The organism is Streptomyces sp. NPDC091279 (genome assembly GCF_044757465.1).
GTDB lineage: Bacteria > Actinomycetota > Actinomycetes > Streptomycetales > Streptomycetaceae > Streptomyces.
Genome location: NZ_JBIVVA010000010.1, coordinates 161,972 through 183,972 on the forward strand (window position 1 = coordinate 161,972; position 22,001 = coordinate 183,972).

Here is a 22,001-nt window from a genome sequence, read left to right on the forward strand (position 1 = left end):
TACCTCTTCGGAGGTGCTCCCGCCCCCCGGCTACGCGCCGTAGAACAGTTCCTCCACCACCACGCGGGCGCGGCGGGTCGTGCGGCGGTAGGCGTCGAGCATGTCGCCCACGTGGCCCGGGCCGTACCCCAAGTACCGTCCCACGGCGGCCAGTTCACGTCCGCCCGCCGGGAACGTGTCACCGGCGCGGCCCCGGACGAGCATCACGGCGTTGCGGACCCGGGTGGCCAGCACCCAGGCCTCGTCGAGGGTCTCGGCGTCCTCCGTGCGCAGGAGACCGGCCGCGCAGGCGGCGGCCAGCGCCTCGCGGGTGCGGGTGGTGCGCAGCCCGGGTTCGGCCCAGCCGTGCCGCAGTTGCATCAGCTGCACGGTCCACTCGACGTCCGAGAGGCCGCCGGGGCCGAGCTTGGTGTGGAGCTTCGGGTCGGTGCCGCGCGGTACGCGCTCCGACTCCATCCGTGCCTTCAGGCGCCGGATCTCCCGGGCGGCGTCCTCGCCGAGGCCTTCGGCCGGGTAGCGCAGGGGGTCGACGACGTCGATGAAACGGCGCCCCAGGTCGTCGTCGCCCGCGACGGGTTCGGCGCGCAGCAGGGCCTGCGATTCCCAACCGAGGCTCCAGCGCCGGTAGTAGGCCTCGTAGGACTTCAGCGTGCGCACCAGCGGCCCGGACCTGCCCTCCGGACGCAGGTCGGCGTCGATGAGCAACGGCGGGTCGGAGCTGGGGAGTTGGAGGAGGCGGCGCATCTCGGAGACGACCTTGTTGGCCGCGTCGGCGGCTTCCCGGTCGGGGACGCCCTCGCGCGGTTCATGGACGAACAGGACGTCGGCGTCGGAGCCGTAGCCGAGTTCGTGGCCGCCGAAGCGGCCCATGCCGATGATGGCGAAACGGGTGGGCAGGGTGTCGCCCCAGCCGGCCCGCACCACGGCGCGCAGGGTGCCGGCGAGGGTGGCGGCGGTGAGGTCGGAGATGGCGCCGCCGACCAGGTCGACCAGGGCGCCCTGGTCCGCCTCGACAGGCTGGGTGTCGGTGCCGTAGGAGCCGACGATGTCGGCGGCGGCGATGCGGAAGAGTTCGCGTCGGCGGACGCCCCGGGCGGCGGTGACGCCCTGTGCGGAGCCGTCGGCGCGGCCGGTCGCCGCGAGGATCTCCTGTTCCAGCGGCTCCCGTTCGCGCGGCTGGAGTCCGCCGGGGTCGCCGAGGAGGGCGACCGCTTCGGGGGCCCGCATCAGCAGGTCGGGGGCGAGGCGTCCGGCGGACAGGACGCGGGCGAGGTTCTCGGCCGCCGCGCCCTCGTCGCGCAGCAGCCGCAGATACCAGGGCGTCTTGCCCAACGCGTCCGACACCTTGCGGAAGTTGAGGAGTCCGGCGTCGGGCTCGGCGGAGTCGGCGAACCAGCCGAGGAGCACCGGCAGCAGCGTTCGTTGGATGGCGGCCTTGCGGGTGACTCCGGAGGCGAGCGCCTCCAAGTGCCGCAGTGCGGCGGCCGGGTCGGCGTAGCCGAGGGCGATGAGGCGCTCGCGGGCCGCCTTGGGGCTCAACCGGACTTCGCCGGGGGCGAGTTGAGCGGCCGCGTCGAGCAACGGGCGGTAGAACAGCTTCTCGTGGAGCCGTCGGACGACGCCCGCGTGGCGCCGCCACTCACGGTTCAGCTCGGCGACCGGGTCGCCGCGCAGGCCGAGGGAGCGGCCCAGGCGCCGCTGGTCGTCCTCGTCCTCGGGCACCAGGTGGGTGCGGCGCAGCCGGAAGAGTTGAATCCGGTGCTCCATGGTGCGCAGGAACCGGTAGGCCTCGTCGAGCTGGACGGCGTCGGAGCGGCCCACGTAGCCGCCGGCGGCGAGGGCCTGGAGGGCGTCGAGGGTGCTGCCGCTGCGCAGGGTGGGGTCGGCCCTGCCGTGCACCAACTGGAGCATCTGGACGGCGAATTCGACGTCCCTGAGTCCGCCGGGGCCGAGCTTCAGTTCGCGGTCGACCTCGGCGGCGGGGATGTTCTCGACGACCCGGCGGCGCATCTTCTGCACGTCGGTGACGAAGTTCTCGCGTTCGGCTGCCTGCCAGACCAGGGGGTCGAGGGCAGCGATGTACTCGGCGCCGAGGTCGAGGTCGCCTGCGACCGGGCGGGCCTTCAGGAGGGCCTGGAACTCCCAGGTCTTGGCCCAGCGTTGGTAGTAGGCGAGGTGGCTGCTGAGGGTCCGCACGAGGGGCCCGTTGCGTCCTTCGGGCCGGAGGTTGGCGTCGACCGGCCAGATCGAGCCCTCGACGGTGGTCTCGGAGCAGATCCGCATCATGTGCGAGGCGAGCCGGGTGGCGGCCCGCATAGCCTTGCCCTCGGCACCCTCGGTGAGGGTGCCGTCGCTGCTCGCGACGCCCTCCCCGACGAAGATGACGTCGACGTCGGAGACGTAGTTCAGTTCGTGGCCACCGCACTTGCCCATGGCGATGACGGAGAGACGGCACTGGGCGGCGTCGTCGGGCGCGGCGGCCTGGGCGAGCGTGAGGGCGGCGCGGAGGGTGGCGGTGGCGAGGTCGGCGAGTTCACCGGCGGTCTCGGGGAGGTCGGTGGTGCCGCACACGTCGCGGGCGGCGATGGACAGCAGGCAGCGGCGGTAGGCGACGCGCAGCGAGACGGGGTCGGTGGCCTCGGCGAGCCCGTGCTCGAACTCCTCCACCCCGGGGTGGAGATCGCTCGGCTCGTAGGTGACGAGGGCTTCCCAGTCCCGTGGGTGCCGGGCGAGATGGTCACCGAGCGCGGCGGAGGCCCCGAGGACCCCTAGGAGGCGGTCCCGTAGGGGTTTGGCCGCTATCAGCGTGTCGAGGAGTTCACGCCGGGAGGGGTCGGGCTGGGCCTCCAGGAGGCGGACGAGGCCCAACAGGGCGAGGTCGGGGTCGGCGGTGGCGCCGAGGGCCTCAAGCAGCACCGGATCGTCACGGACGCCGCTCAGCTCGGCACTGTCGAGCAGCCGCTCGGCGGCGGAGGGGTCGGTGAAGCCGTGCCGCAGCAGCCGCGTGAAGGTACTGCTCCTACGCCCGGGCGCCGTCATCCCGGCCCTCCTTCGATCAAGGTCCTACCCCAGCGAGCCTAACGGCAGACCCCCGGAACAGCGCTGGGGAGGTGCGGGGCGGGAGAAGGGGACTGGGCGGGGGCGGTGCGCGTCGGGGGGGGCGTGCCGACGGTCCGCGCCGGCGAGGGGTGCCGGTGAGGGAGGGGTGCCGGTGACGGATGTACACGGTCCCCGTGTCCGCGAGGCGTGTCCGCAGGGTCCCGGCAGGCCGAACGGCCGGGTCGGCGGGCGGACGGTACGAGGAACCGGCGCGGAGCTGGACGGTGTACGCCCAGCTCACCCCCGTTGAAACGCGGCTCGGGCAGCTCAGCTCAGCTCAGGGACTGTTCGATCGCGTCGAAGATGTCGGCGTCGGTCTCCTGCTGCCAGGGCGGGAGGTCGGGCCAGTCGGCGACGTAGCCGGGTCTTGGGGACTCGAAGTGCCGGTACATCTGGGCCGTCCAGCAGGTCGCGACGTAACGGCTCCGCTGCTCGCGGGACAGCCGTGCCGTCGTTCCCCCGCTGACCTCGACGAACTGGCGGACCTGCGCGTAGACGACGCCGGCGGCGTCCCGTTCCCACTGCGGCATGTCCTCCCACGGCGTGACGTACCCGGCCTTCGGCTCCCCCGGGAAGTGCCGCCGGACCCCGGCGATCCAGGCCTCCCGAAACAGTCGTGCACCTTCACTCTGCGCCATGCCGGCCTCTCTTGCTCAGGGGGTGTTCAGGGCGGCGATCTCCGCCCCCAGCTCCGCCACGCGGTGGTCGCGGGACAGGGGGCCGAACTCATCGCACAGGGCTCGGATTCTACGGGCGGCGTACCCGGACCCGGAGGCTCGGGCCAGGCCGACGGCCTCCCTGCCGTACTCCAGGACCTGGTCGGCGTCGTGCCGCTTCGCGCCGATGACCGCGAGGTCGGTGAGGACCGCTCCGCGTCGCCGGTACGACTGCCCGGGTTCCAGGGCGGTCTGTTCCAGGGCGGTTCTCAGGGCGTCCTCCGCCAGGTCGAGACGGCCGAGCCGTACGTAGCGCGAACCGCGTTCCTCCGCCAGGCGTGCGCCGTCGAAGCGGAGCCAGCCGCCGTTGGCGCTGTCCGCCGTGAGGTCGCGAACGGATTCCGCCCGGTCCATCGCACGCTCGCACGCGTCCAGGTCGCCGAGTCCGGCGTACGCCTCGGCCTGGACGGAGGCCACCCAGTGCCGGGTCGAGAGGTTCTTGTCGCCCCGTCCGGCCACCCGCTCGGCCGCGTCGAGCAGCTGTGCCGCCTGGCGGTAGCGCTGTTCCGACATGTCCACGTAGGCGTGCCGGACGAGCGCGCACGCCCACAGGTCGTACGCCTCGCCGTCCTTGCCGACCGACGCCGCGAGCGCGTACGAGGCGACGGCGTCGGCATACCGGTTGCCGTCGAACGCCACCTCACCGGCCAGCTGGAAGAGGTCGGCCGCCGCGTTCAGCAGGGGGCGGGCGGTTCCGCGATTGCTCGCCAGTGCCTCGATCAACGTCGCCAACTGGTCCCGGACGACGGGGTAGACAGAGCCCTTGGAGCGGGCCAGCCGGTAGACCTGCCAGAGATGGCTGTTCATGCGCGCGAAGTCGGCGGGCGTTCCCCTGCGGACGCCCTCGGTGAGGGCCTCGGCCTCGTCGACCGGCAGGGCGGTCAAGGCTCCGCTGACCGTCAGTATGCGGAGGAATTCACGGCGGATCATTTCGTCAGAGTCTCCCGCGCTCGGTGGTCCACTGGACTGGGGCCCGGTGCTCTCCCGACCTGCGACGGGTGACGGTGTCAGGAGGAGGTCCAACTCCTGGAGGCCGACCGCGAGGACAGCGGCCAGACGTCGCCGCTGGGGCGGCTGGGGAGCGACCTTGCCGCTTTCCCAGCGTCCGACCGTCGTGCGGTCCACGCCGAGCAACTCGGCTAATTTTTCCTGACTGTAGCCCAGGGCCCTGCGCCTTTTCGCCAGTCCCATGGCCATCCGTCCTCCCGATCCGACCTGTTCGACGTCCGTGCACGGATCTGCGTCAAGACTGCCGCATCGGTGCCGTGGAGACCTCCGACTCCGCCCGCTTTCCTGGATGTTGCCCCGGACGAGCAGAGGAATCCATGGAGGAGTTCGGTCATGACCGCGAGAGACAAGCTGATGCGCGAACGGGACAACGAGACTCCGTCACGGGACGCGGGCATCGAACCGCGAGTCCGCATGACGCTCAGGGTCTCCCACGACTCCGGCCGAACGTGGGGACGGGTGACGGAGGTTCGGGAGAACCAGGACCTGTTGATCCTAGGCAACTCCGCTGGCTTCCCTCCACGCGCATGCCCGCGCTGCACGGACGATGAGCCGCGCTCGGGCCCTGCCCTGGTCCGGTGTGCGCACTGGCGGCGGCTGCCGTCTGCTCTGGCTCGGGAGGCGCGGTTGGTTTCCGCCTCCGGGTGCGTCGACGGCGCGTTGCAGTGTCAGTTGTGTACGCACGACGACGGGGAGCACTACGGGCTGCTCGACGAGGCGGAGTACGGCAGCGCGCTGTGGCTGCGCTGGCGTGGGAGCACCGGGACGGAGTTGGCGGTGCTCCCGGACTGCCCGGTGGCGGACCCGGGGCCTGGTGGGGAGGCCTGTTGTCTGTTCGCGGGGCATGTGGAACAGCACACCTGGGAGGGAGTCGAAACGCTGGGAGGTGTCTCGTGCACCAACTGATCGCGAGTCCGTACAACGGCACGTTCCTCATCGCCCGACCTGGCTCCCGGGGCGGAATGCAGATCTCCCGAACCTTGTACACCCAACTCACCTCGCTCCTCGAAGCCGACGCGCCCCTGCCGACCTGGCTCCTCGACGGTGCCTGCACCGCATGGAACTTGAACCTGGCAGGCGTGCCCTTGCGGGATGCGGTCGTGGTGCGCCCGGAAACCCGGCTCGGTTACGGCCGCGCCACATACGAGATCAACAAGGGCTGCAACTTCAATTGCGAGCATTGCTATCTCGCGGAGCGAAAGTTCGCGGGACTGCCCTGGGTCGGCAAAGCACGCCTCTTGTGCATGTTGCGGGACGCGGGAGTGCTGTGGCTCCAGTTCACCGGGGGCGAGCCGCTGATCGACCGTGACTTCGTGGACGCGTACTCGCTCGCCTACCAGTCCGGAATGCTGATCGAGATCCTCACCAACGGCTCCCGGCTCCACCGGCCCGAGATCGTCAAACTCCTTCAGGAGTTCCCGCCGCACAAAGTGACCGTCTCCCTCTACGGGGCGACGCCGGACAGCTTCGACTCACTCACCCGTAAGCCGGGGGCGTTCAAGCTGGTCGAAAAGGGGCTCATCGCCGCGCGAGAAGCCGGGATCGCGCTCGATCTGGCGCTGATCGTCACCAAGCACAACGCGCACGAGCTGGAGGCCATGCGCGCGCTCGCCGACAGATACGGGGCCGGCCGTACGGAGTACGGGACAATCTCCCCCACGTACTCGGGTACGCCCGAACCACTGGCCGCGCAAGCCCCCGGCTTCCTCGACAAGCCCAGCCTCTTCAAGGGCTGCCCCGCCGGACACACCTTCTTCCACGTCGACCCGCACGGCCTGGCGACCATGTGCAAGGTCGGCCGCGAGCACCCCGTCGACCTCATGACCGAGGGATTGGACGGACTTCTCCGTCTACCCGGCATCGCCGATGCCCAGATGCTTCGCACCGGTGGCTGCGACGGCTGTCAACTCTCCGGCAACTGCCGGGTCTGCCGACCGCTCGCCAAGGCCTATCAGGAAGCGAAGGCACCGCTGAACACCTACTGCCAACACGGAAAAGAGGAAGCACGATGAGCACTGTCATGGTGGAAATCACTCCACAGCCGCCCATCCAGGATGAGCCCCAGGACGTCATCCTCCTGAGCGACCTGGAAACGCTGACCGAAGGCGCTCTCCCGGGCTGCAACGACGACAACCCGTACCGGTAACCGTCAAGCCGACACAGAACCGTGGGGGCTTCGGAGCCTTGTCCATGCGAAGCCCCCACACCACTGCGCCGTGGAAGAGTGAGCCCCATGTCGACCACCCGAATCGGCCTCGATCAGTTGCCCGCCGATACGCTCAGCGCCGTCGAGCGGTACACCGGCCCCCTGCTCACAGCCGTCGAGGCCACCGAGGGGTTCAATAGCGAGATCGCTGTCCGGGCCGCCTCCGCCGCCGGAGCCTGGCACATCAAAGGGCTGCGCACCGACCATCCCCGCGCCTGGACGCAGCGCAGGGAAGCCACCGTCGCCCCGTTCCTGGACGGACTCGCTCCCGCGTTGTCCTGGCGGGTCGAGGTCGGCGGGTGGGATCTGCTGGGGTTCGAGGTCCTGGACGGTCGGCATGCCGACTACTCCCCTGGCTCCCCCGATCTCCCCGAGGTCGCCGCTCTACTGGGCCGGCTCGGCGAGACCCGCTGCCCGGGTATCGAGCTGCGCCGTGCCGAACAACGTCTGGAGAGCTACGCCGTCCACGCCGACGATCTCCGATTCTTCGCCGGGGAGCGGCTCCTGCACACCGACCTGAACAACGCCAACGTGCTGGTAGACCGCGACGGCCGAGCCTGGCTCGTCGACTGGGCCTGGGCCACTAGGGGAGCCGGGTGGCTCGATGCCGGGTACTGGGTCATCTGGCTCATCGCCTGCGGGAACAGCCCCGTATCGGCCGAGCGGTGGGCCAGTGAAGTGCCTGCCTGGAGTGGCGCGCCGGTCGAAGGGGTCACCGCCTTCGCCGCCGCCAACCGCAACCTCTGGGACGAGATCAGCACCGCCGACCCCGTCCCATGGACACTGCGGCTGGCGGCTGCTGCCACCGCCTGGCACAACCATCGTGCGACTTCTTGTTGAATCCACCCACCGGCCGCGGAATTCCTTGTCTACGCCTTTTCTCCGCCTTTCCGAGGGAAACAGCCAATAAGGCGATGAACAGGCTCAGACCCTCGCCCGTACCTCGTCGATGACCTGGGCGATGGCTCGGGACTGGGTGAGCGGGACCAGGTAGGTGTCCTGGGTCCGGGCCGCCGCGGTCACCGCCTCGACCATCAGTTGGTAGGGGTCGATCGGGGCGTAGGAGTGGGTGAACGGCGTCGACTTCGACGTGCCGGTCAGCCGGGACGCCTCGGCGCCCGCCGTGAACGCGCGGTCCAGCAGCTGGAGTTCGCCGTCGTCGCCGGTGACCGTGAAGGTCTCGATCCAGTCGCCGGTGAGTCCGCTGAAGACCTCCGCCGTGCCGCCGCACGGGAAGTCGAGGACGAAGGAGGTCATCCGGTCGGCCGACTCCGCCGACCAGCGTTCCTGCCGGGCCTCGCGCACGACCGGCCGCTGCCAGCCGAACGCGGCGAGCACGGCGGAGACGGCGTAGTAGCCGACGTCGTACAGGGCGCCGCCGCCCAGCGCCGGGTCGAGGCGGTAGTTGCCCGGCGCCGGAGTGGGCCCGTCGAAATACGCGGAGACGTGGGTGACCTTGCCGAGCGCGCCCCGGCCGAGGAGATCCTCCATGTCCAGGGTCCGCGGATGCCAGCGATTCCACGCGGCCTCGACCAGGATCTTGCCGGACGCCTCGGCACGGTCGGTCAGGGCGTCGACGTCCGCGGCCGACAGGGTCAACGGCTTCTCGCAGACGACGTGTTTGCCCGCCCGCAGAGATTCCTCGACCCATTCCCGGTGGGCGCTGTTGTGCAGGGCGATATAGACGATGTCCACATCGGGATCGGCGAGAAGATCCCGATACGTCGCGTACGTCTTTTCCGGTCCCAGAGCGGCGGCGCGTTCCTGGTCGCGGGAGGCGACCGAGTGGAGAGCCGCGTCCGGGGTGGCGCGTACGGCCGGGGCCAGGCTCGACTCGGCGATCGAGCCGGCGCCCAGGAATCCCCAATTCATCATGCTGTTCACTGGAATTTCTCCGCGTTGATCAGGTCAAGAACCAAGGAGCTCCACCCGAACGACTCCGCGCCGTACCCGACGGATCGGTAGGGGCCGTAGCATTCCCGCATTCCGGCCTCCGCCACACAGTCGATGGTGCGTTCGGCCAGCGTGGTGGCCGCGTCAGCGTACCCGCGGGCCCGAAGTCCCCAGTACAGGTACCAGTTCAGGTTCAGCCAGCTGGAGCCCCGGAAGATCGCTTTCGTGCTGAAGTCCGGGTCGAAGGAGGGTTCGGTCGCCGCCACGCTCGGCACCGGAACCGGAAGCCAGAACTCGGCTTCGTTGAGGAGGTGTTCCTCGATGAGACGCTCGGCGTGGTAGGTGGGGATCGAGTCCAGGATGATGGGGAACAGCGAGCTGGCGGTGAGGACTTCCACCCGCTGCCCGGACACCAGGTCCAGATCGAAGAAGGCGCCGGCCTCGTCGTCCCAGCAGTGCCGGATCAGCGCGTCCGTGATCTCCTGGGAGCGGGTGACGAACCCGCTCGCCGTCTCCTGCGGGAGGCCCGCGGTGAGTGCGAGGCGGGACAGGGCGAGGAGCCCGTGCGCGTAGATCGTGTTGACGAGGACGTCGTTCCAGACGAACGCCCGATGCTCCGCCAGGCGGCTTTCCGGGGTGCGGCCGGGCGAATAGGTCTCGATCAGGTTCCGCATGGCCTGATGCCAGTCGGCGGCGATCTGGCCGGTACCCGACTCGTGAATTCCGAGGGCCCGATCGTATTTGGGGCTGATGTCCAGGCCGGATTCATCGGGCTGGTAGATCTCAAGGAGCCCGGTCGCCTCGCTCGTGCGGTTCTCCGCGAGCCAGCCGAAGAAGGCGATGGTCGGCGGCAGGACCTCGGCGAGCCATTCGGAGTCGCCGGTCGCCTCGAAGACCCGCTCGATGGCCTTCGCGATGACCGGCGGGGCGATGGTGACGACGCGCCAGCCCTGCCAGAGGTCGATCCGGAATTCCGCGGTCGCGCGGGGGCGCAACTCGTCCTGCCAGAGCACCATATGGGGCAGGAATCCGCTGGGGGTCGCGGCCGAGAGCAGGGAGCTGATCTCGGCCCGCGCCCGCTGAGTGTCGACCTGGAGCAGTGAGATGGCGTGATAGCTGCTGTCCCAGGCCCACTGGAAGGGATAGGAGCCGGGGGACGGGCAGGTGAAGTTGTAGGGCAGGTTGATTTCCTTGGAATGCCCTAATCGATGGTTTCTCCATAATCCGGAGACTGCGGCTTCTCGGGCCTGGGCGACGCGTTGTTCCTGACGGTTCTTCATCGGGGCTCCGTGAGTCGGTGAGTCCTGAAGAGCTGCGGAATTTCGTGCCGTACTAGGCGGTGCAGAAAATACGGGACCTGCAAGAAATACGGGAACTGCAAGAAATACGGGAAATACGAGAGCTACGGGAACTACGGGAGCTGCAAGAAGCAGGGCGGGTGCGGGATCTGGGCGGCACCGGTCCAGGGTGGTGCGGTGCCGGGACGAGGCCGGGCGGGAACTCGGTCTCTAGGCCGTGCAGGAGGCGCGGGCGGGTGCCGTGCGCCCGAGCAGGAGCAGGACGGCGGCCGCCACGAGCAGGACGCCCTCCACCGCGAACGAACGCCCCACCCCGAACCGGTCGGAGAGCGAGCCGAGCAGGAGCGGCGCCAGCATGATCGCCACCGCGACGAGCAGCTGCACCCGGGCGGTGGCCTGGTCGGTGCGGTCACCGGCGGCCGCCACGGAGAGGGACAGGGTCAGGGGGAACAGGTTGGCGATGCCGAGCCCCGCCGTCAGCAGCGCCAGGAGCGCGACCGGGGTGGAACCGCTGGTCCACAGCGCCAGGAAGCTCACCGCGGTGACGGCGAGCGCGGCGAACGCCAGTTGCTCGGTGGTCGCGCGGCTCGCGGCGAGCCGGCTGCCGGCCAGGCGACCGAGCAGGGTGCCCCCGTAGAAAAGGCTCATCGCGGTGGCCGCCTGTCCGTCGCTGAGCCCGGTGGCGTCGGTCAGCTGCGGAGAGGCGTAGAAGACGAGGCAGAACTCGGCGCCCACGACCGTCCCGCACAGCGCCGCGAACAGCCAGTAGGCGGTGGGGAGTCGGCCCGTCGCCCCGGCCCCGTCGGTGACCGGTGGCTGCGGACGCAACGGTTCTTGACGGAGCGTCAGATAGAGAACGGCCGTGCCCACGACCGGCAGCAGCATGCCGGGGCCCCACCCGATGCCGACCGCCTGGCACGCCCCGATGACCAGGGGCGCCGCCAACGCGGCAGCGCTGGCACCGGCGTTGGCCTCGACGATGGCCCGCTCGCGCAGGCCGCCGTGATGCTGCGCGAGGACCGTCAGCACGGTGGTCTGCACCAGCGCGCCGCTCACCCCCATGACGGCGGCGGCGGTGAGCGTGGTGGCCACGTTCGGGCCGACCGCGAGCAGCACCGCGCCGCACACCACCGCGCCGAGCGACGCCCACAGCACACCCCGGTACCCGTAGCGGCCGGTCAGCCGCTCGATGACCGCGTTGGCGAGGATCGCCCCGGCCGCGAACAGCGTCGAGTGCGCGCTCATCAGCGTGTAGGAGAGGCGGAGGTCGTGCCGGAGCAGCGGCAGCAGGGGGCCCAGCGCGTAGAGCACATAGGCGTAGACCGCGAGGCCGCCGTAGGACAGCCGGGTCGTCCCGTCCCGGACGAACGGAGGGGCCTGGAGTGTCATACGCCGGCGGCGACTTCGGCGCCTCGCAGCCCGGGGGCGGAGGCGCGCAGGACCTCGGGGGCGAGCATGGAGGTCTTCATGGAGGCGCCCGCGCCGTACTCGGTGAACGCGCCGCGCACTCCGGTCTCGTCCTCGATCGACACCCGGGTGGTCACCAGGGGGCGGGCGTCGACGAGGCCGCTCTCGATGAGGCGCAGGGCGATGTTGGAGACGTTGGCGGACCGGGTCATGGGGAAGAGGCGCACGTCGAAGGGGGTGGCGCGCAGCTTCAGGCCCTTGGCCAGGATCATCCAGGTGTTGATGAGCTGCGGCACGGCGGTGGCCCCGTACAGCACGTAGTCGCCGCCCGGGCGCAGGAGCCCCATCGCGAGCTCCCGGATGTCCTTCTGTCCCGGGCTCACGGCACCGATGTGGGGCAGCGCGTCGAACACGTAGTCGGCGTACTGGTCGTGGTGCTCGCGGACGAACTCTTCGAGGGTGGTGGGCTGGGTGGCCGTGTTGAACGTGTGCCGGGCGCCGTAGGCGCGGGCGAGGTCGAGGCGTGCCTGGTTCTGGTCGAGCACGGTGACCGAGCCCGCCCCGAGGTACCGGTCGAGGACCTGGACGGCGAGGAGCGCGCTGGGGCCGCAGCCGAGGACGACGCAGGTGTCCCCCGGCTTCGGCGGGTTCAGCAGCAGCGAACGGAGGACCGAGGTGAGGGGCTCGATGACGGTGGCCAGATCCGAGGTCAGCGCGTCCGGGAGAATAACGGCGGCGGCCTGGTCGGCGTCGTAGAAATTGCGCTCGGTGTACCAGGTGGTCTCCATGCTGCGCAGGCCGGGGAAGATAGGCCGCAGCGCGCGGAACTCAGCCATTCCGCCGAAGTCGGTCTGCCCCCAGTAACAGACACGGTCGCCGACCTCGACGGCTCCCTGGAGTTTCCGGCCGACTTCCAGGACGCGGCCGACATACTCATGTCCTGGGATGATCGGCCAGGCCTCCGGGAAAAGGTGGCCACGGAAGTACGACACGTCTGTAGAGCAGATGGAGACGGCCTCGGTGCTCATCAGGATTTCATCCGGCTGACACCCGGGGTCCGGAACTTCCGCCCGCTCGATGTGGCCCGGAGCCGTCATTAAGTACGCGTACATGTGTGATCTCCGTTTGGGGTACAGCCGATGTGTGTCGGCATCATTCCGGAACGGTGCCAGGAGAGGCCGCCCAGGAACGACGAGAGGTCAATCGTTCCGATCTTGGCATGCCTCGCAGGCTCACCGAAAGGCATTCGAGAAATCTTTTCCCGTGCTTGCCATTACCCGTTCAGGTCACTATTCGCTCACCTGCGCTACTTGCCAGGTGAGGTGTCGACCTGGAACGCGACATCCAATACGTACCGGCTGCCCACGTAACGGGTCTCGGTGAGTTCGACAGGTCGGTCGTCCTGATCCAGGATGACGCGCCGCTCGACGAGGAGGGCGGCGCCTGCCGTGATGTCGAGGAGTCGGGAGTCGAGATCTCCGGCGATGTCAGCCTCGATGGACGAGTAGCCACGTCGCGGATGTCTCCCCAGCTCGATCAAGGACTCGTGCAATGAGTGCGTGGTGACATCCAACTCCAGAAGACCTTTGAGGTCTCTCGGGAAGACCGCTCTTTCGAGCGCCACGGGGACACCGTCCGCGAGCCGGACACGTGTGATGGCGACGACGTCGGAGGTCTTGGACACCTCTAGGCGGTGAACCTCATCAGGGCGAGCTTTCCGCATCTCGGATGAAATGAGCTTCGATGAAGGAACGCGTCCGCGTCGACGCATTTCCTCACTGAAACGGATCAGGCTCTCCGCACGACGTCGGGCGGGTGGTTCGGCCACGAATGTCCCTCGACCGGACACTCGATAGATCAAGCCCTCGGTGACGAGCCCCTGAAGAGCGGCGCGCGCCGTCATTCGACTCACTCCGAATTCGGCACACAACGCGCTCTCCGAAGGCAGCGGGTCGTGTGGCCGCTGCTTCGTCATTCTTTCCCGAAGCGCTTGCTCGATCTGGTGGTACCGCGGGGCAAAGTTCGCACCCATTGCTTTCCTCCCGATAAAGGCAATCAGCTGTCCGGCTGCCCAGTCAACCAGTCTAATCTGGGCCTTCTTCACATTTGCCGTAATAGCGGCGTCGACGGGACCCAGCGTGAGTGTGGCGTACCCCACCGTAAACAGAGGGCAAAGTGGAGTGTGGCGGCCCTGCCGGACGACCTCCGCCGCTCACCGCAGCTCCCTAGCTGTCTAGACAGCTAGCCGCCGGTGTTCTACGGTTTTGCCAGCGCGCGCTTGCCGCCCGCGACCGGACCGGCGACAGCCGCCGCAGCACGCACCAGGCCAGAGCCCGCACCGCCCGACCGCCGACCGCACCCCAGGGAGCAGGTCCATGGACATCACCGGCCTCACCGTCACCGACGTCGCGAAGATGATCGACCACTCGCTGCTGCGCCCCGAGCTGACCTTGGAGGAGGTCCTCGACGGGTGTGCGCTGGCCGCCCGCTACGACGTGGCCTCGGTGTGCGTGAAACCGGCCGACGTGGCGTCGGCCGCGAAGGCACTGGCGGGCACCTCGGTCCTGGTGGGGACGGTGGTGGGATTCCCGCACGGCGCCACGGCCACCGCGACCAAGACCGCCGAGGCACGCGTCGCGCTCGACGACGGCGCCCGTGAGCTGGACATGGTCCTCAACATCGGACGGCTGCTCGGCGGCGACGACCGGGCGGTGGCCGACGACATCCGCGCGGTCGTCGAAGTGGCCAGGCCCCAGGGCGCGTTGGTGAAGGTGATCTTCGAGAACGCCTACCTGCCGGACGAGGCGAAGATCCGGGCCTGCCGACTGACCGAGGACGCGGGCGCCGACTACGTGAAGACGTCGACGGGGTTCGCGCCGGGCGGCGCCACCCTGGACGACGTGCGTCTGATGCGGGCGTCCGTGTCCGCGCGGGTGAAGGTCAAGGCGGCCGGCGGGGTGCGCACGCTCGACGCGCTGCTCGCCATGGTCGAGGCCGGGGCGGTGCGGTTCGGCGCCACGGCCACCGCGACCATCCTCGACGACCTCGCGGCCCGCACCGCCGCCGCCCCGGTGGGCTGAGCGGCGTTCCCCACTCCGTGCCCGTCGGCGTCGGCCACCTGACATCCGACTCCGGCGGGCACGGTTCTCGCCGTACGCGGCGGACGCCTCCACTGAACGGGAGCCCCCTACCGCACCGGCCCTACAGCACCGGCAGGTTCTTGCGCAGTTCGAAGGCCGTGACCTCGCTGCGGTACTCCTCCCACTCCGACCGCTTGTTGCGCAGGAAGAAGTCGAAGACGTGCTCACCCAGCGTCTCGGCGACCAGGTCGCTGCGCTCCATCAGGGTGAGCGCCTCGCCGAGGTTCTGCGGGAGCGGCTCGATGCCCATGGCGCGGCGTTCCGCGTCGGAGAGGGCCCACACGTCGTCCTCGGCGCCCGGCGGAAGCTCGTAGCCCTCCTCGATGCCCTTGAGGCCGGCCGCGAGCAGGACCGCGTAGGACAGGTACGGGTTGGCGCCGGAGTCGAGGGAGCGGACCTCGACGCGGGCCGAGCCGGTCTTGCCGGGCTTGTACATGGGGACGCGGACCAGGGCGCTGCGGTTGTTGTGGCCCCAGCAGATGTACGAGGGGGCCTCGCCGCCCGCGCCCGCCGTGCGCTCGGAGCCGCCCCAGATGCGCTTGTAGGAGTTGACCCACTGGTTGGTGACCGCGGAGGTCTCCGCCGCGTGCCGCAGCAGGCCCGCGATGAAGGAGCGGCCGACCTTGGAGAGCTGGTACTCGGAGCCGGACTCGTAGAACGCGTTGCGGTCGCCCTCGAAGAGCGAGAGGTGGGTGTGCATGCCGCTGCCGGGGTGCTCGGAGAACGGCTTCGGCATGAACGTCGCCTGCACGCCCTGCTCCAGCGCCACCTGCTTCATGACCAGGCGGAACGTCATGATGTTGTCGGCCGTGGAGAGCGCGTCGGCGTAGCGGAGGTCGATCTCCTGCTGGCCCGGGGCGCCCTCGTGGTGGGAGAACTCGACCGAGATGCCCATCGACTCCAGCATGGTGATCGCCTGGCGGCGGAAGTCCATGCCGATGTTCTGCGGGGTGTGGTCGAAGTAGCCGGAGTTGTCGGCCGGGGTGGGCCGGGAGCCGTCCAGCGGGCGGTCCTTCAGGAGGAAGAACTCGATCTCCGGGTGCGTGTAGAACGTGAAGCCCAGGTCGGAGCCGCGGGTCAGGGCGCGCTTGAGCACATAGCGCGGGTCCGCGAACGACGGGGAGCCGTCAGGCATGAGGATGTCGCAGAACATCCGGGCCGTGCCGGGGGCCTCGGCCCGCCACGGCAGGATCTGGAAGGTGGACGGGTCGGGCTTGGCGATCATGTCGGACTCGTAGACCCGGGCGAAGCCCTCGATCGCGGAGCCGTCGAAGCCGATGCCCTCGTCGAAGGCCTGTTCCAGCTCGGCCGGGGCCACGGCGACGGACTTGAGGAAGCCCAGCACGTCCGTGAACCACAGCCGTACGAACCGGATGTCGCGCTCCTCCAGGGTCCGGAGCACGAACTCCTGCTGCTTGTCCATCTTCCGCTTCCCATCCTTGCTGGTCAGGCCGCCTGTCTCCCGTATCACGGGAGGCGGTCGGGCACCAGAGCATCCCACCACAGAACCATTTCATGCGCGTTGCCGACCATGATCCGGCGGTCGACCCGGGTCTGAACGGCTCGGGTCGGTCGGGTGTACGGCTCCACTGTCCATCTTGCCTGCTCGCACCCACGTACGTAATGCCCGGCCCGGTGCGCTGTGGGCCGTACGGGCAGGAGTTCGAAGCAATCCTGTGCCCCTCCTACGAGTCGGCCGACCGCTGCCATTACGATCAGCTGACTTTCCTTACGATCGGTTGACCGGACCGGCCCCTTTCTGCGAAGGACACACGCCATGGGTTCCGCCAAGGCCAAGAACAGCAGCAACGCCGCGCGCAAGGAGCGCAAGGAGCGCATCGAGGAGATGCGGCGGGCCGAGCAGGCCCGGGACCGGCGCAACCGTTTCCTCACCATCGGCGCGAGCGTCGTGGTCGTCGCCGGTCTGGTCGCGGGTGTGGTCTTCGCCGTGAATGCGCAGAAGAGCGACGCGACGACGTCCGACGCGAAGGATTCCGGCCACTTCGTCACCGGCAGCGACGGGGTGAAGACCTGGAAGGGCACGCTGGGCCGCACGCACGTCACCAAGACGGTGCACTACCCGACCGAGCCCCCGGTCGGCGGCGACCACAACCAGGTCTGGATGAACTGCAACGGCGACGTCTACACCAAGGCGCTCAACAACATGAACGCCGTGCACTCACTGGAGCACGGCTCGGTGTGGGTGACGTACACCGACAAGGCGTCCAAGGCGGACGTGGCGGCGCTGGCGGCGAAGGTGAAGAAGACGCCGTACACGTTGATGAGCCCGGACGAGAAGCAGGCCGATCCGATCATGCTGACCGCGTGGGGACACCAGCGGACGGTGAAGAGCGCGAGCGACCCGGCCGTCGACGCGTTCTTCGAGAAGTTCGTGCAGGGTGAGCAGACGCCGGAGCCGGGCGCCGCGTGCACGGGTGGGCTGTCCCAGTGAGGCAGGCCGGACTGATCGCGGGCACGGCGGTGGCGGCGCTGGTCGCGGCCGGTGCCATCACGTACGCGGTCGCCGAGGACGGTGGGTCCTCCGCGACGACGCCGAGCGCCGACTCGGCGGACGCCGGGTTCGCGCGGGACATGGCCGTGCACCACCAGCAGGCCGTGGAGATGTCGTACATCGTGCGGGACCGCACCAAGAACACCGAGGTGCGGCGGCTCGCGTACGACATCGCGCAGACGCAGGCCAACCAGCGCGGCATGCTGCTCGGTTGGCTGGATCTGTGGGGGCTGCCGAAGGTGTCGGCCGATCCGCCGATGACGTGGATGGGCATGGGTGACATGGCCTCGGGCAAGGACGGTTCGCTGATGCCGGGGATGGCGACCAACACCGAGCTGAAGAAGCTGGGCACGCTCAACGGCAAGCAGGCCGAGGTGTTCTTCCTCCAGCTGATGACGGACCATCACAAGGGCGGCATCCACATGGCCGAGGGCTGTGTCGCCAAGTGCACGGTCGGGGTGGAGAAGCGGCTCGCGCAGGGCATGGTCGACGCGCAGCAGTCCGAGATCCAGTTGATGGCCGACCTGTTGAAGGCACGGGGCGCCAAAGCCCGTTCCTAGCACGGTCCTTGGCGCCCACCCCTGACGCCCCGTCTCCCTGACTGCCCGGCCCCTGCCTTCGGCCTTCCGTCTTCGGTCTTCGGCCTGCTGTCTTCGGCCTTCTGTCCGGTTCCTTGGGGCTCTCTTGGCTTGCGCATTCCCCTGGCATGAACGGTTCAGGTAAAGAGTGGCGGCTACTCGCGCGTTCCCTCCCGTGCCCCCGCCGCGGCGCGGACCAGCGGGGATCGCCGCCGACCGACCACACATGCGAAGAACCGCATCGCAGGGGGTTCTATGAGATCCAACCGCGCCCACATACGCGCCGGAGTGAGCATGGCGGCGACACTGCCGATGCTCGCCGGCGCGCTGGCACTCGGCAGCCCCGCGGCGCACGCCGCGGACGACACCGGCCGGGCCACCATCACGGGCACCAAGCCCTTGTGGGCCACCGCGAAGGCGGACAAGGGCGCCACCTCGGACAGCGCCCAGGTCCTGGCCCGCGTCTATCTGGCGGGCCGGGACGCCGCCGGGCTCGCCCAGTACGCCAAGGCCGTCTCCGACCCGGACTCGGCGAGCTACGGCACGTATCTGAGCGCCGCCCAGGCGCAGGACCGTTTCGGCGCGACGAAGGCCCAAGTGGCCGCCGTCAAGGCGTGGCTGACCGGAGCGGGCCTGAAGGTCACCGGGGTCGCCCGGCACTACGTCTCCGTCTCGGGTGACGTGGCCGCCGCCGAGAAGGCGTTCGGCACCCAGCTGCACAACTACGCCAAGGGCTCCAAGACCTACCGCGCGCCCTCCAAGGCGGCCACGGCTCCGGAGAGTCTCAACGGCGCCGTCCTGACCGTCACCGGCCTGGACAACGCGCCTCACACGGCGAGCCACAACGACACGCTGCCCGCGCCGACCGCGGTGTTCAAGAACGCCGGCCCGTTCTCGTCGTACTACGGCTCGAACACGGCGTCCTCGCTGCCGGACGCGTACGGCACGAAGATCCCGTACGCCGTCAAGGGCTACACCGGCAAGCAGTTGCGGTCCGTCTACGGCGCCGGCAAGTACACCGGCAAGGGCACCCGCGTCGCCATCACCGACGCCTACGCCTCCCCCACCATCGCCGCCGACGCGAGCGCCTACGCGCGCAAGAACGGCGACGCGGGCTGGACCTCCGGCCAGCTGGGCCAGGTGCTGCCGTCGGACTACACGAACACCACCGAGTGCGACGCGGCCGGCTGGTACGGCGAGGAGACCCTCGACGTCGAGGCCGTGCACGCGGTCGCCCCGGCCGCGGACGTCACCTATGTGGGCGCCGCCTCCTGCTCGGACGACGATCTGCTCGACGCGCTCGGCAAGGTCGTCGACAGCCACCTGGCCGACATCGTCTCCAACTCGTGGGGCGACATCGAGGCCAACCAGACGCCGGACCTGGCCGCCGCCTACGACCAGGTCTTCCAGCTCGGCGCGGTCGAGGGCATCGGCTTCTACTTCTCCTCCGGCGACAACGGCGACGAGGTCGCCAACACCGGCACCAAGCAGGTCGACACCCCGGCCAACTCGGCGTGGGTGACGGCGGTCGGCGGCACCTCGCTGGCCGTCGGCAAGAACGACACGTACCTGTGGGAGACCGGCTGGGGCACCGAGAAGGCCACCCTGTCGACCGACGGCAAGAGCTGGACCGACTTCCCCGGCGCGTACACCTCGGGCGCGGGCGGCGGCACCAGCAAGACCGTCGCCGAGCCCTTCTACCAGAAGGGGGTCGTCCCGGACGCACTCGCCAAGGCCAACAGCGCCAACGGCAACCGGGTGGTGCCGGACATCTCGGCGATCGCCGACCCGAACACCGGGTTCCTGGTCGGGCAGACGCAGACCTTCCCCGACGGGTCGCAGCAGTACAGCGAGTACCGGATCGGCGGCACCTCGCTGGCGGCCCCGGTGATCGCGGCCGTTCAGGCGCTGGCGCAGGAGGCGCGGGGCGGGCGGCCGCTCGGCTTCGCCAACCCGTCGATCTACGCCAAGTACGGCACCAAGGCGTACCACGACGTCACCGACCACCCGACCGCCGCCGCGGGTCTCGCGGTGGCCCGGCTGGACTTCACCAACGGCTATGACGCCAGCGGTGGTGTGGTGACCTCGGTCCGCAGCCTCGGCAAGGACAGCTCGCTGGCCGCGGTGAAGGGCTACGACGACGTCACCGGCGTGGGCACGCCGGCGAAGGGGTACGTCGAGTCGTTCCGCCGCCGCTGATCCCCCTGCGGGGCGATCGGAACCGGCTGGACTGATGGGGTGGCGTGGGGTGGACCACATCTCGCGCCACCCCATCGCGTCGCTCTGACGATTACACTGGCGGGGTGCCTCAACTTCGTCTCGCCCTGAACCAGATCGACTCGCGCGTCGGCGACATCGCCCTCAACAGCGAGACGATCCTCGACCGGACCCGGCACTGCGCCGCCCAGGGGGCGCACCTGGTGGCGTTCCCCGAGATGGCCCTGACGGGGTACCCCGTGGAGGACCTCGCGCTGCGCTCCTCCTTCGTCGAGGCCTCCCGCACGGCCCTGCGCACGCTCGCCGCGCAGCTGGCCGAGGAGGGGTTCGGGGAACTGCCGGTGGTGGTCGGCTACCTCGACCGGTCCGAGGCCGCCCAGCCCCGGTACGGTCAGCCGGCCGGTGCCCCGCGCAACGCGGCGGCGGTCCTGTACGGCGGTACGGTCGCCCTCAGCTTCGCCAAGCACCACCTGCCGAACTACGGCGTCTTCGACGAGTTCCGCTACTTCGTGCCCGGCGACACCCTGCCGGTGGTGCGGGTGCGCGGCGTCGACGTGGCCCTCGCCATCTGCGAGGACCTCTGGCAGGACGGCGGCCGGGTACCGGCGGCGCGCTCCGCCGAGGCCGGGCTGCTGCTGTCGATCAACGCGTCACCGTACGAGCGCGACAAGGACGACACCCGGCTCGAACTGGTCCGCAAGCGCGCCCAGGAGGCCGGCTGCACCACCGCCTATCTCGCGATGATGGGCGGCCAGGACGAACTGGTCTTCGACGGTGACTCGATCGTCGTCGACCGGGACGGGCAGGTGATCGCGCGGGCGCCGCAGTTCGCCGAGGAGTGTGTCGTCCTCGATCTGGAGCTGCCGGCCGCCTCCGCCGCCGCGCCGACCGGGATCGTCGACGACGGGCTCCGGATCGACCGGGTCGTCCTGTCCGAGGAACCCGTGCCCGCGTACGCCCCCGAGCGGACCGGCGGGTACGCCGAGCGGCTCGACGACGCCGAGGAGATCTACTCCGCGCTGGTCGTCGGTCTGCGGGCGTACGTCACCAAGAACGGCTTCCGGTCCGTCCTGATCGGGCTCTCCGGGGGCATCGACTCGGCGCTGGTCGCGGCGATCGCCTGCGACGCGCTCGGTGCGCGGCACGTGTACGGCGTGTCCATGCCGTCCAAGTACTCCTCGGACCACTCCCGGGGCGACGCCGCCGAGCTGGCCCGGCGGACCGGGCTCAACTTCCGGACCGTCTCCATCGAGCCGATGTTCGACGCGTACATGGGGGCGTTGGGGCTGGCCGGGCTCGCCGAGGAGAATCTCCAGTCGCGGCTGCGGGGGACGTTGCTGATGGCCGTCTCCAACCAGGAGGGGCACATCGTGCTGGCGCCCGGCAACAAGTCCGAACTGGCCGTCGGGTACTCGACGTTGTACGGCGACTCGGTGGGGGCGTACGGGCCGATCAAGGACGTGTACAAGACGACCGTCTTCCGGCTCGCCGAGTGGCGCAATCGTGACGCGGTCGAACGGGGGGAGGTGCCGCCGATTCCGGAGAACTCGATCTCCAAGCCGCCGAGTGCGGAGTTGCGGCCGGGGCAGATCGATACGGACTCGCTGCCTGATTACCCCGTCCTGGACGGGATTCTTGATCGGTACGTCGATCGGGATCAGGGGGCTGATGCGATCGTCGCGGCCGGGTTCGAGCGGGAGTTGGTGACCAGGACGCTGCGGATGGTCGATACCGCGGAGTACAAGCGGCGGCAGTATCCGCCGGGTACGAAGATCTCGGCGAAGGGGTTCGGCAAGGATCGGCGCCTCCCCATCACCAACGGCTGGCGCGAATCCCCCTGACGGGCCCTGGCCCGGCCGACTGGTCAGCCGGGCCAACCCCCTTGGGGGCTGTGCCCCCCAACCCCCTCACGGGCTGGATGTGGCCG

At 69.7% G+C, this 22,001-nt stretch carries 18 protein-coding genes; 9 read left to right on the forward strand and 9 right to left on the reverse strand.

The window, feature by feature from the left end; all coding sequences use genetic code 11:
• Positions 1–30: 30 nt before the first annotated feature.
• From ACIQOU_RS25340 to ACIQOU_RS25350, 3 genes are all read right to left on the reverse strand, one after another.
• On the reverse strand, positions 31–3,039 hold the full coding sequence (locus ACIQOU_RS25340) for a bifunctional [glutamine synthetase] adenylyltransferase/[glutamine synthetase]-adenylyl-L-tyrosine phosphorylase (protein WP_401539256.1): 3,009 nt from the start codon (positions 3,037–3,039) through the stop codon (positions 31–33).
• A gap of 332 nt (positions 3,040–3,371) precedes the next feature.
• Positions 3,372–3,737, reverse strand: a complete 366-nt coding sequence (locus ACIQOU_RS25345) for a hypothetical protein (RefSeq protein ID WP_401539258.1) — start codon at positions 3,735–3,737, stop codon at positions 3,372–3,374.
• A gap of 15 nt (positions 3,738–3,752) precedes the next feature.
• Positions 3,753–5,006: a helix-turn-helix transcriptional regulator gene (locus tag ACIQOU_RS25350; RefSeq protein ID WP_401539677.1), complete on the reverse strand. Its 1,254-nt coding sequence runs from the start codon at positions 5,004–5,006 to the stop codon at positions 3,753–3,755.
• A 444-nt stretch (positions 5,007–5,450) separates the two neighbouring features.
• Here ACIQOU_RS25350 and ACIQOU_RS25355 point away from each other — a divergent pair, with 444 nt between their 5' ends.
• From ACIQOU_RS25355 to ACIQOU_RS25370, 4 genes are all read left to right on the forward strand, one after another.
• Positions 5,451–5,729 carry a hypothetical protein gene (locus ACIQOU_RS25355; protein WP_401539260.1) on the forward strand — a complete coding sequence of 93 codons (279 nt, stop codon included), beginning with the start codon at positions 5,451–5,453 and terminating at the stop codon, positions 5,727–5,729.
• Positions 5,717–6,835 carry a radical SAM protein gene (locus ACIQOU_RS25360; RefSeq protein ID WP_401539261.1) on the forward strand — a complete coding sequence of 373 codons (1,119 nt, stop codon included), beginning with the start codon at positions 5,717–5,719 and terminating at the stop codon, positions 6,833–6,835. Before ACIQOU_RS25355 ends, ACIQOU_RS25360 begins: the two co-directional genes overlap by 13 nt.
• A complete protein-coding gene (locus ACIQOU_RS25365; RefSeq protein ID WP_401539262.1) occupies positions 6,832–6,969 on the forward strand; it encodes a hypothetical protein in 138 nt (45 codons plus the stop codon). Before ACIQOU_RS25360 ends, ACIQOU_RS25365 begins: the two co-directional genes overlap by 4 nt.
• An 87-nt stretch (positions 6,970–7,056) precedes the next feature.
• The gene (locus ACIQOU_RS25370) at positions 7,057–7,869 is read left to right on the forward strand and encodes an aminoglycoside phosphotransferase (RefSeq protein WP_401539264.1); all 813 of its coding nucleotides are present in this window, start codon (positions 7,057–7,059) and stop codon (positions 7,867–7,869) included.
• An 84-nt stretch (positions 7,870–7,953) separates the two neighbouring features.
• Here the strand turns inward: ACIQOU_RS25370 and ACIQOU_RS25375 are convergent, their stop codons facing one another.
• The 5 genes from ACIQOU_RS25375 to ACIQOU_RS25395 all read right to left on the reverse strand — a co-directional run bounded on the left by ACIQOU_RS25375 (position 7,954) and on the right by ACIQOU_RS25395 (position 13,731).
• Positions 7,954–8,904, reverse strand: a complete 951-nt coding sequence (locus tag ACIQOU_RS25375) for a Gfo/Idh/MocA family protein (RefSeq protein WP_401539265.1) — start codon at positions 8,902–8,904, stop codon at positions 7,954–7,956.
• A 5-nt stretch (positions 8,905–8,909) separates the two neighbouring features.
• Positions 8,910–10,202 carry an MGH1-like glycoside hydrolase domain-containing protein gene (locus tag ACIQOU_RS25380; RefSeq protein ID WP_401539267.1) on the reverse strand — a complete coding sequence of 431 codons (1,293 nt, stop codon included), beginning with the start codon at positions 10,200–10,202 and terminating at the stop codon, positions 8,910–8,912.
• Between the two features lie 228 nt (positions 10,203–10,430).
• Positions 10,431–11,609, reverse strand: a complete 1,179-nt coding sequence (locus ACIQOU_RS25385) for an MFS transporter (protein ID WP_401539269.1) — start codon at positions 11,607–11,609, stop codon at positions 10,431–10,433.
• A complete protein-coding gene (locus tag ACIQOU_RS25390; RefSeq protein ID WP_401539271.1) occupies positions 11,606–12,739 on the reverse strand; it encodes a zinc-binding dehydrogenase in 1,134 nt (377 codons plus the stop codon). The genes ACIQOU_RS25385 and ACIQOU_RS25390 overlap by 4 nt, the downstream gene beginning before the upstream one ends.
• A 194-nt stretch (positions 12,740–12,933) precedes the next feature.
• Positions 12,934–13,731 (reverse strand): GntR family transcriptional regulator, encoded by a 798-nt coding sequence (locus ACIQOU_RS25395; protein WP_401539272.1) that lies wholly within the window; start codon positions 13,729–13,731, stop codon positions 12,934–12,936.
• Positions 13,732–14,002: 271 nt separating this feature from the next.
• Between ACIQOU_RS25395 and deoC the strand changes: the two genes are divergently transcribed.
• The gene (gene deoC, locus ACIQOU_RS25400; RefSeq protein WP_401539274.1) at positions 14,003–14,707 is read left to right on the forward strand and encodes a deoxyribose-phosphate aldolase; all 705 of its coding nucleotides are present in this window, start codon (positions 14,003–14,005) and stop codon (positions 14,705–14,707) included.
• Positions 14,708–14,828: 121 nt separating this feature from the next.
• Here deoC and glnA read toward each other — a convergent pair whose 3' ends face one another.
• Positions 14,829–16,190 carry a type I glutamate--ammonia ligase gene (glnA, locus tag ACIQOU_RS25405; protein ID WP_401539276.1) on the reverse strand — a complete coding sequence of 454 codons (1,362 nt, stop codon included), beginning with the start codon at positions 16,188–16,190 and terminating at the stop codon, positions 14,829–14,831.
• Between the two features lie 354 nt (positions 16,191–16,544).
• Here glnA and ACIQOU_RS25410 point away from each other — a divergent pair, with 354 nt between their 5' ends.
• The 4 genes from ACIQOU_RS25410 to ACIQOU_RS25425 all read left to right on the forward strand — a co-directional run bounded on the left by ACIQOU_RS25410 (position 16,545) and on the right by ACIQOU_RS25425 (position 21,915).
• The gene (locus ACIQOU_RS25410) at positions 16,545–17,219 is read left to right on the forward strand and encodes a DUF3105 domain-containing protein (RefSeq protein ID WP_401539277.1); all 675 of its coding nucleotides are present in this window, start codon (positions 16,545–16,547) and stop codon (positions 17,217–17,219) included.
• Positions 17,216–17,839, forward strand: a complete 624-nt coding sequence (locus ACIQOU_RS25415) for a DUF305 domain-containing protein (RefSeq protein ID WP_401539278.1) — start codon at positions 17,216–17,218, stop codon at positions 17,837–17,839. Before ACIQOU_RS25410 ends, ACIQOU_RS25415 begins: the two co-directional genes overlap by 4 nt.
• 312 nt (positions 17,840–18,151) lie before the next feature.
• Entirely contained in the window at positions 18,152–20,056 is a 1,905-nt protein-coding gene (locus ACIQOU_RS25420; protein ID WP_401539280.1) for a protease pro-enzyme activation domain-containing protein, read from the forward strand.
• Between the two features lie 104 nt (positions 20,057–20,160).
• Positions 20,161–21,915, forward strand: coding sequence for an NAD+ synthase (locus ACIQOU_RS25425; protein WP_401539282.1), 1,755 nt, complete (start codon positions 20,161–20,163; stop codon positions 21,913–21,915).
• Positions 21,916–22,001 lie beyond the last annotated feature (86 nt).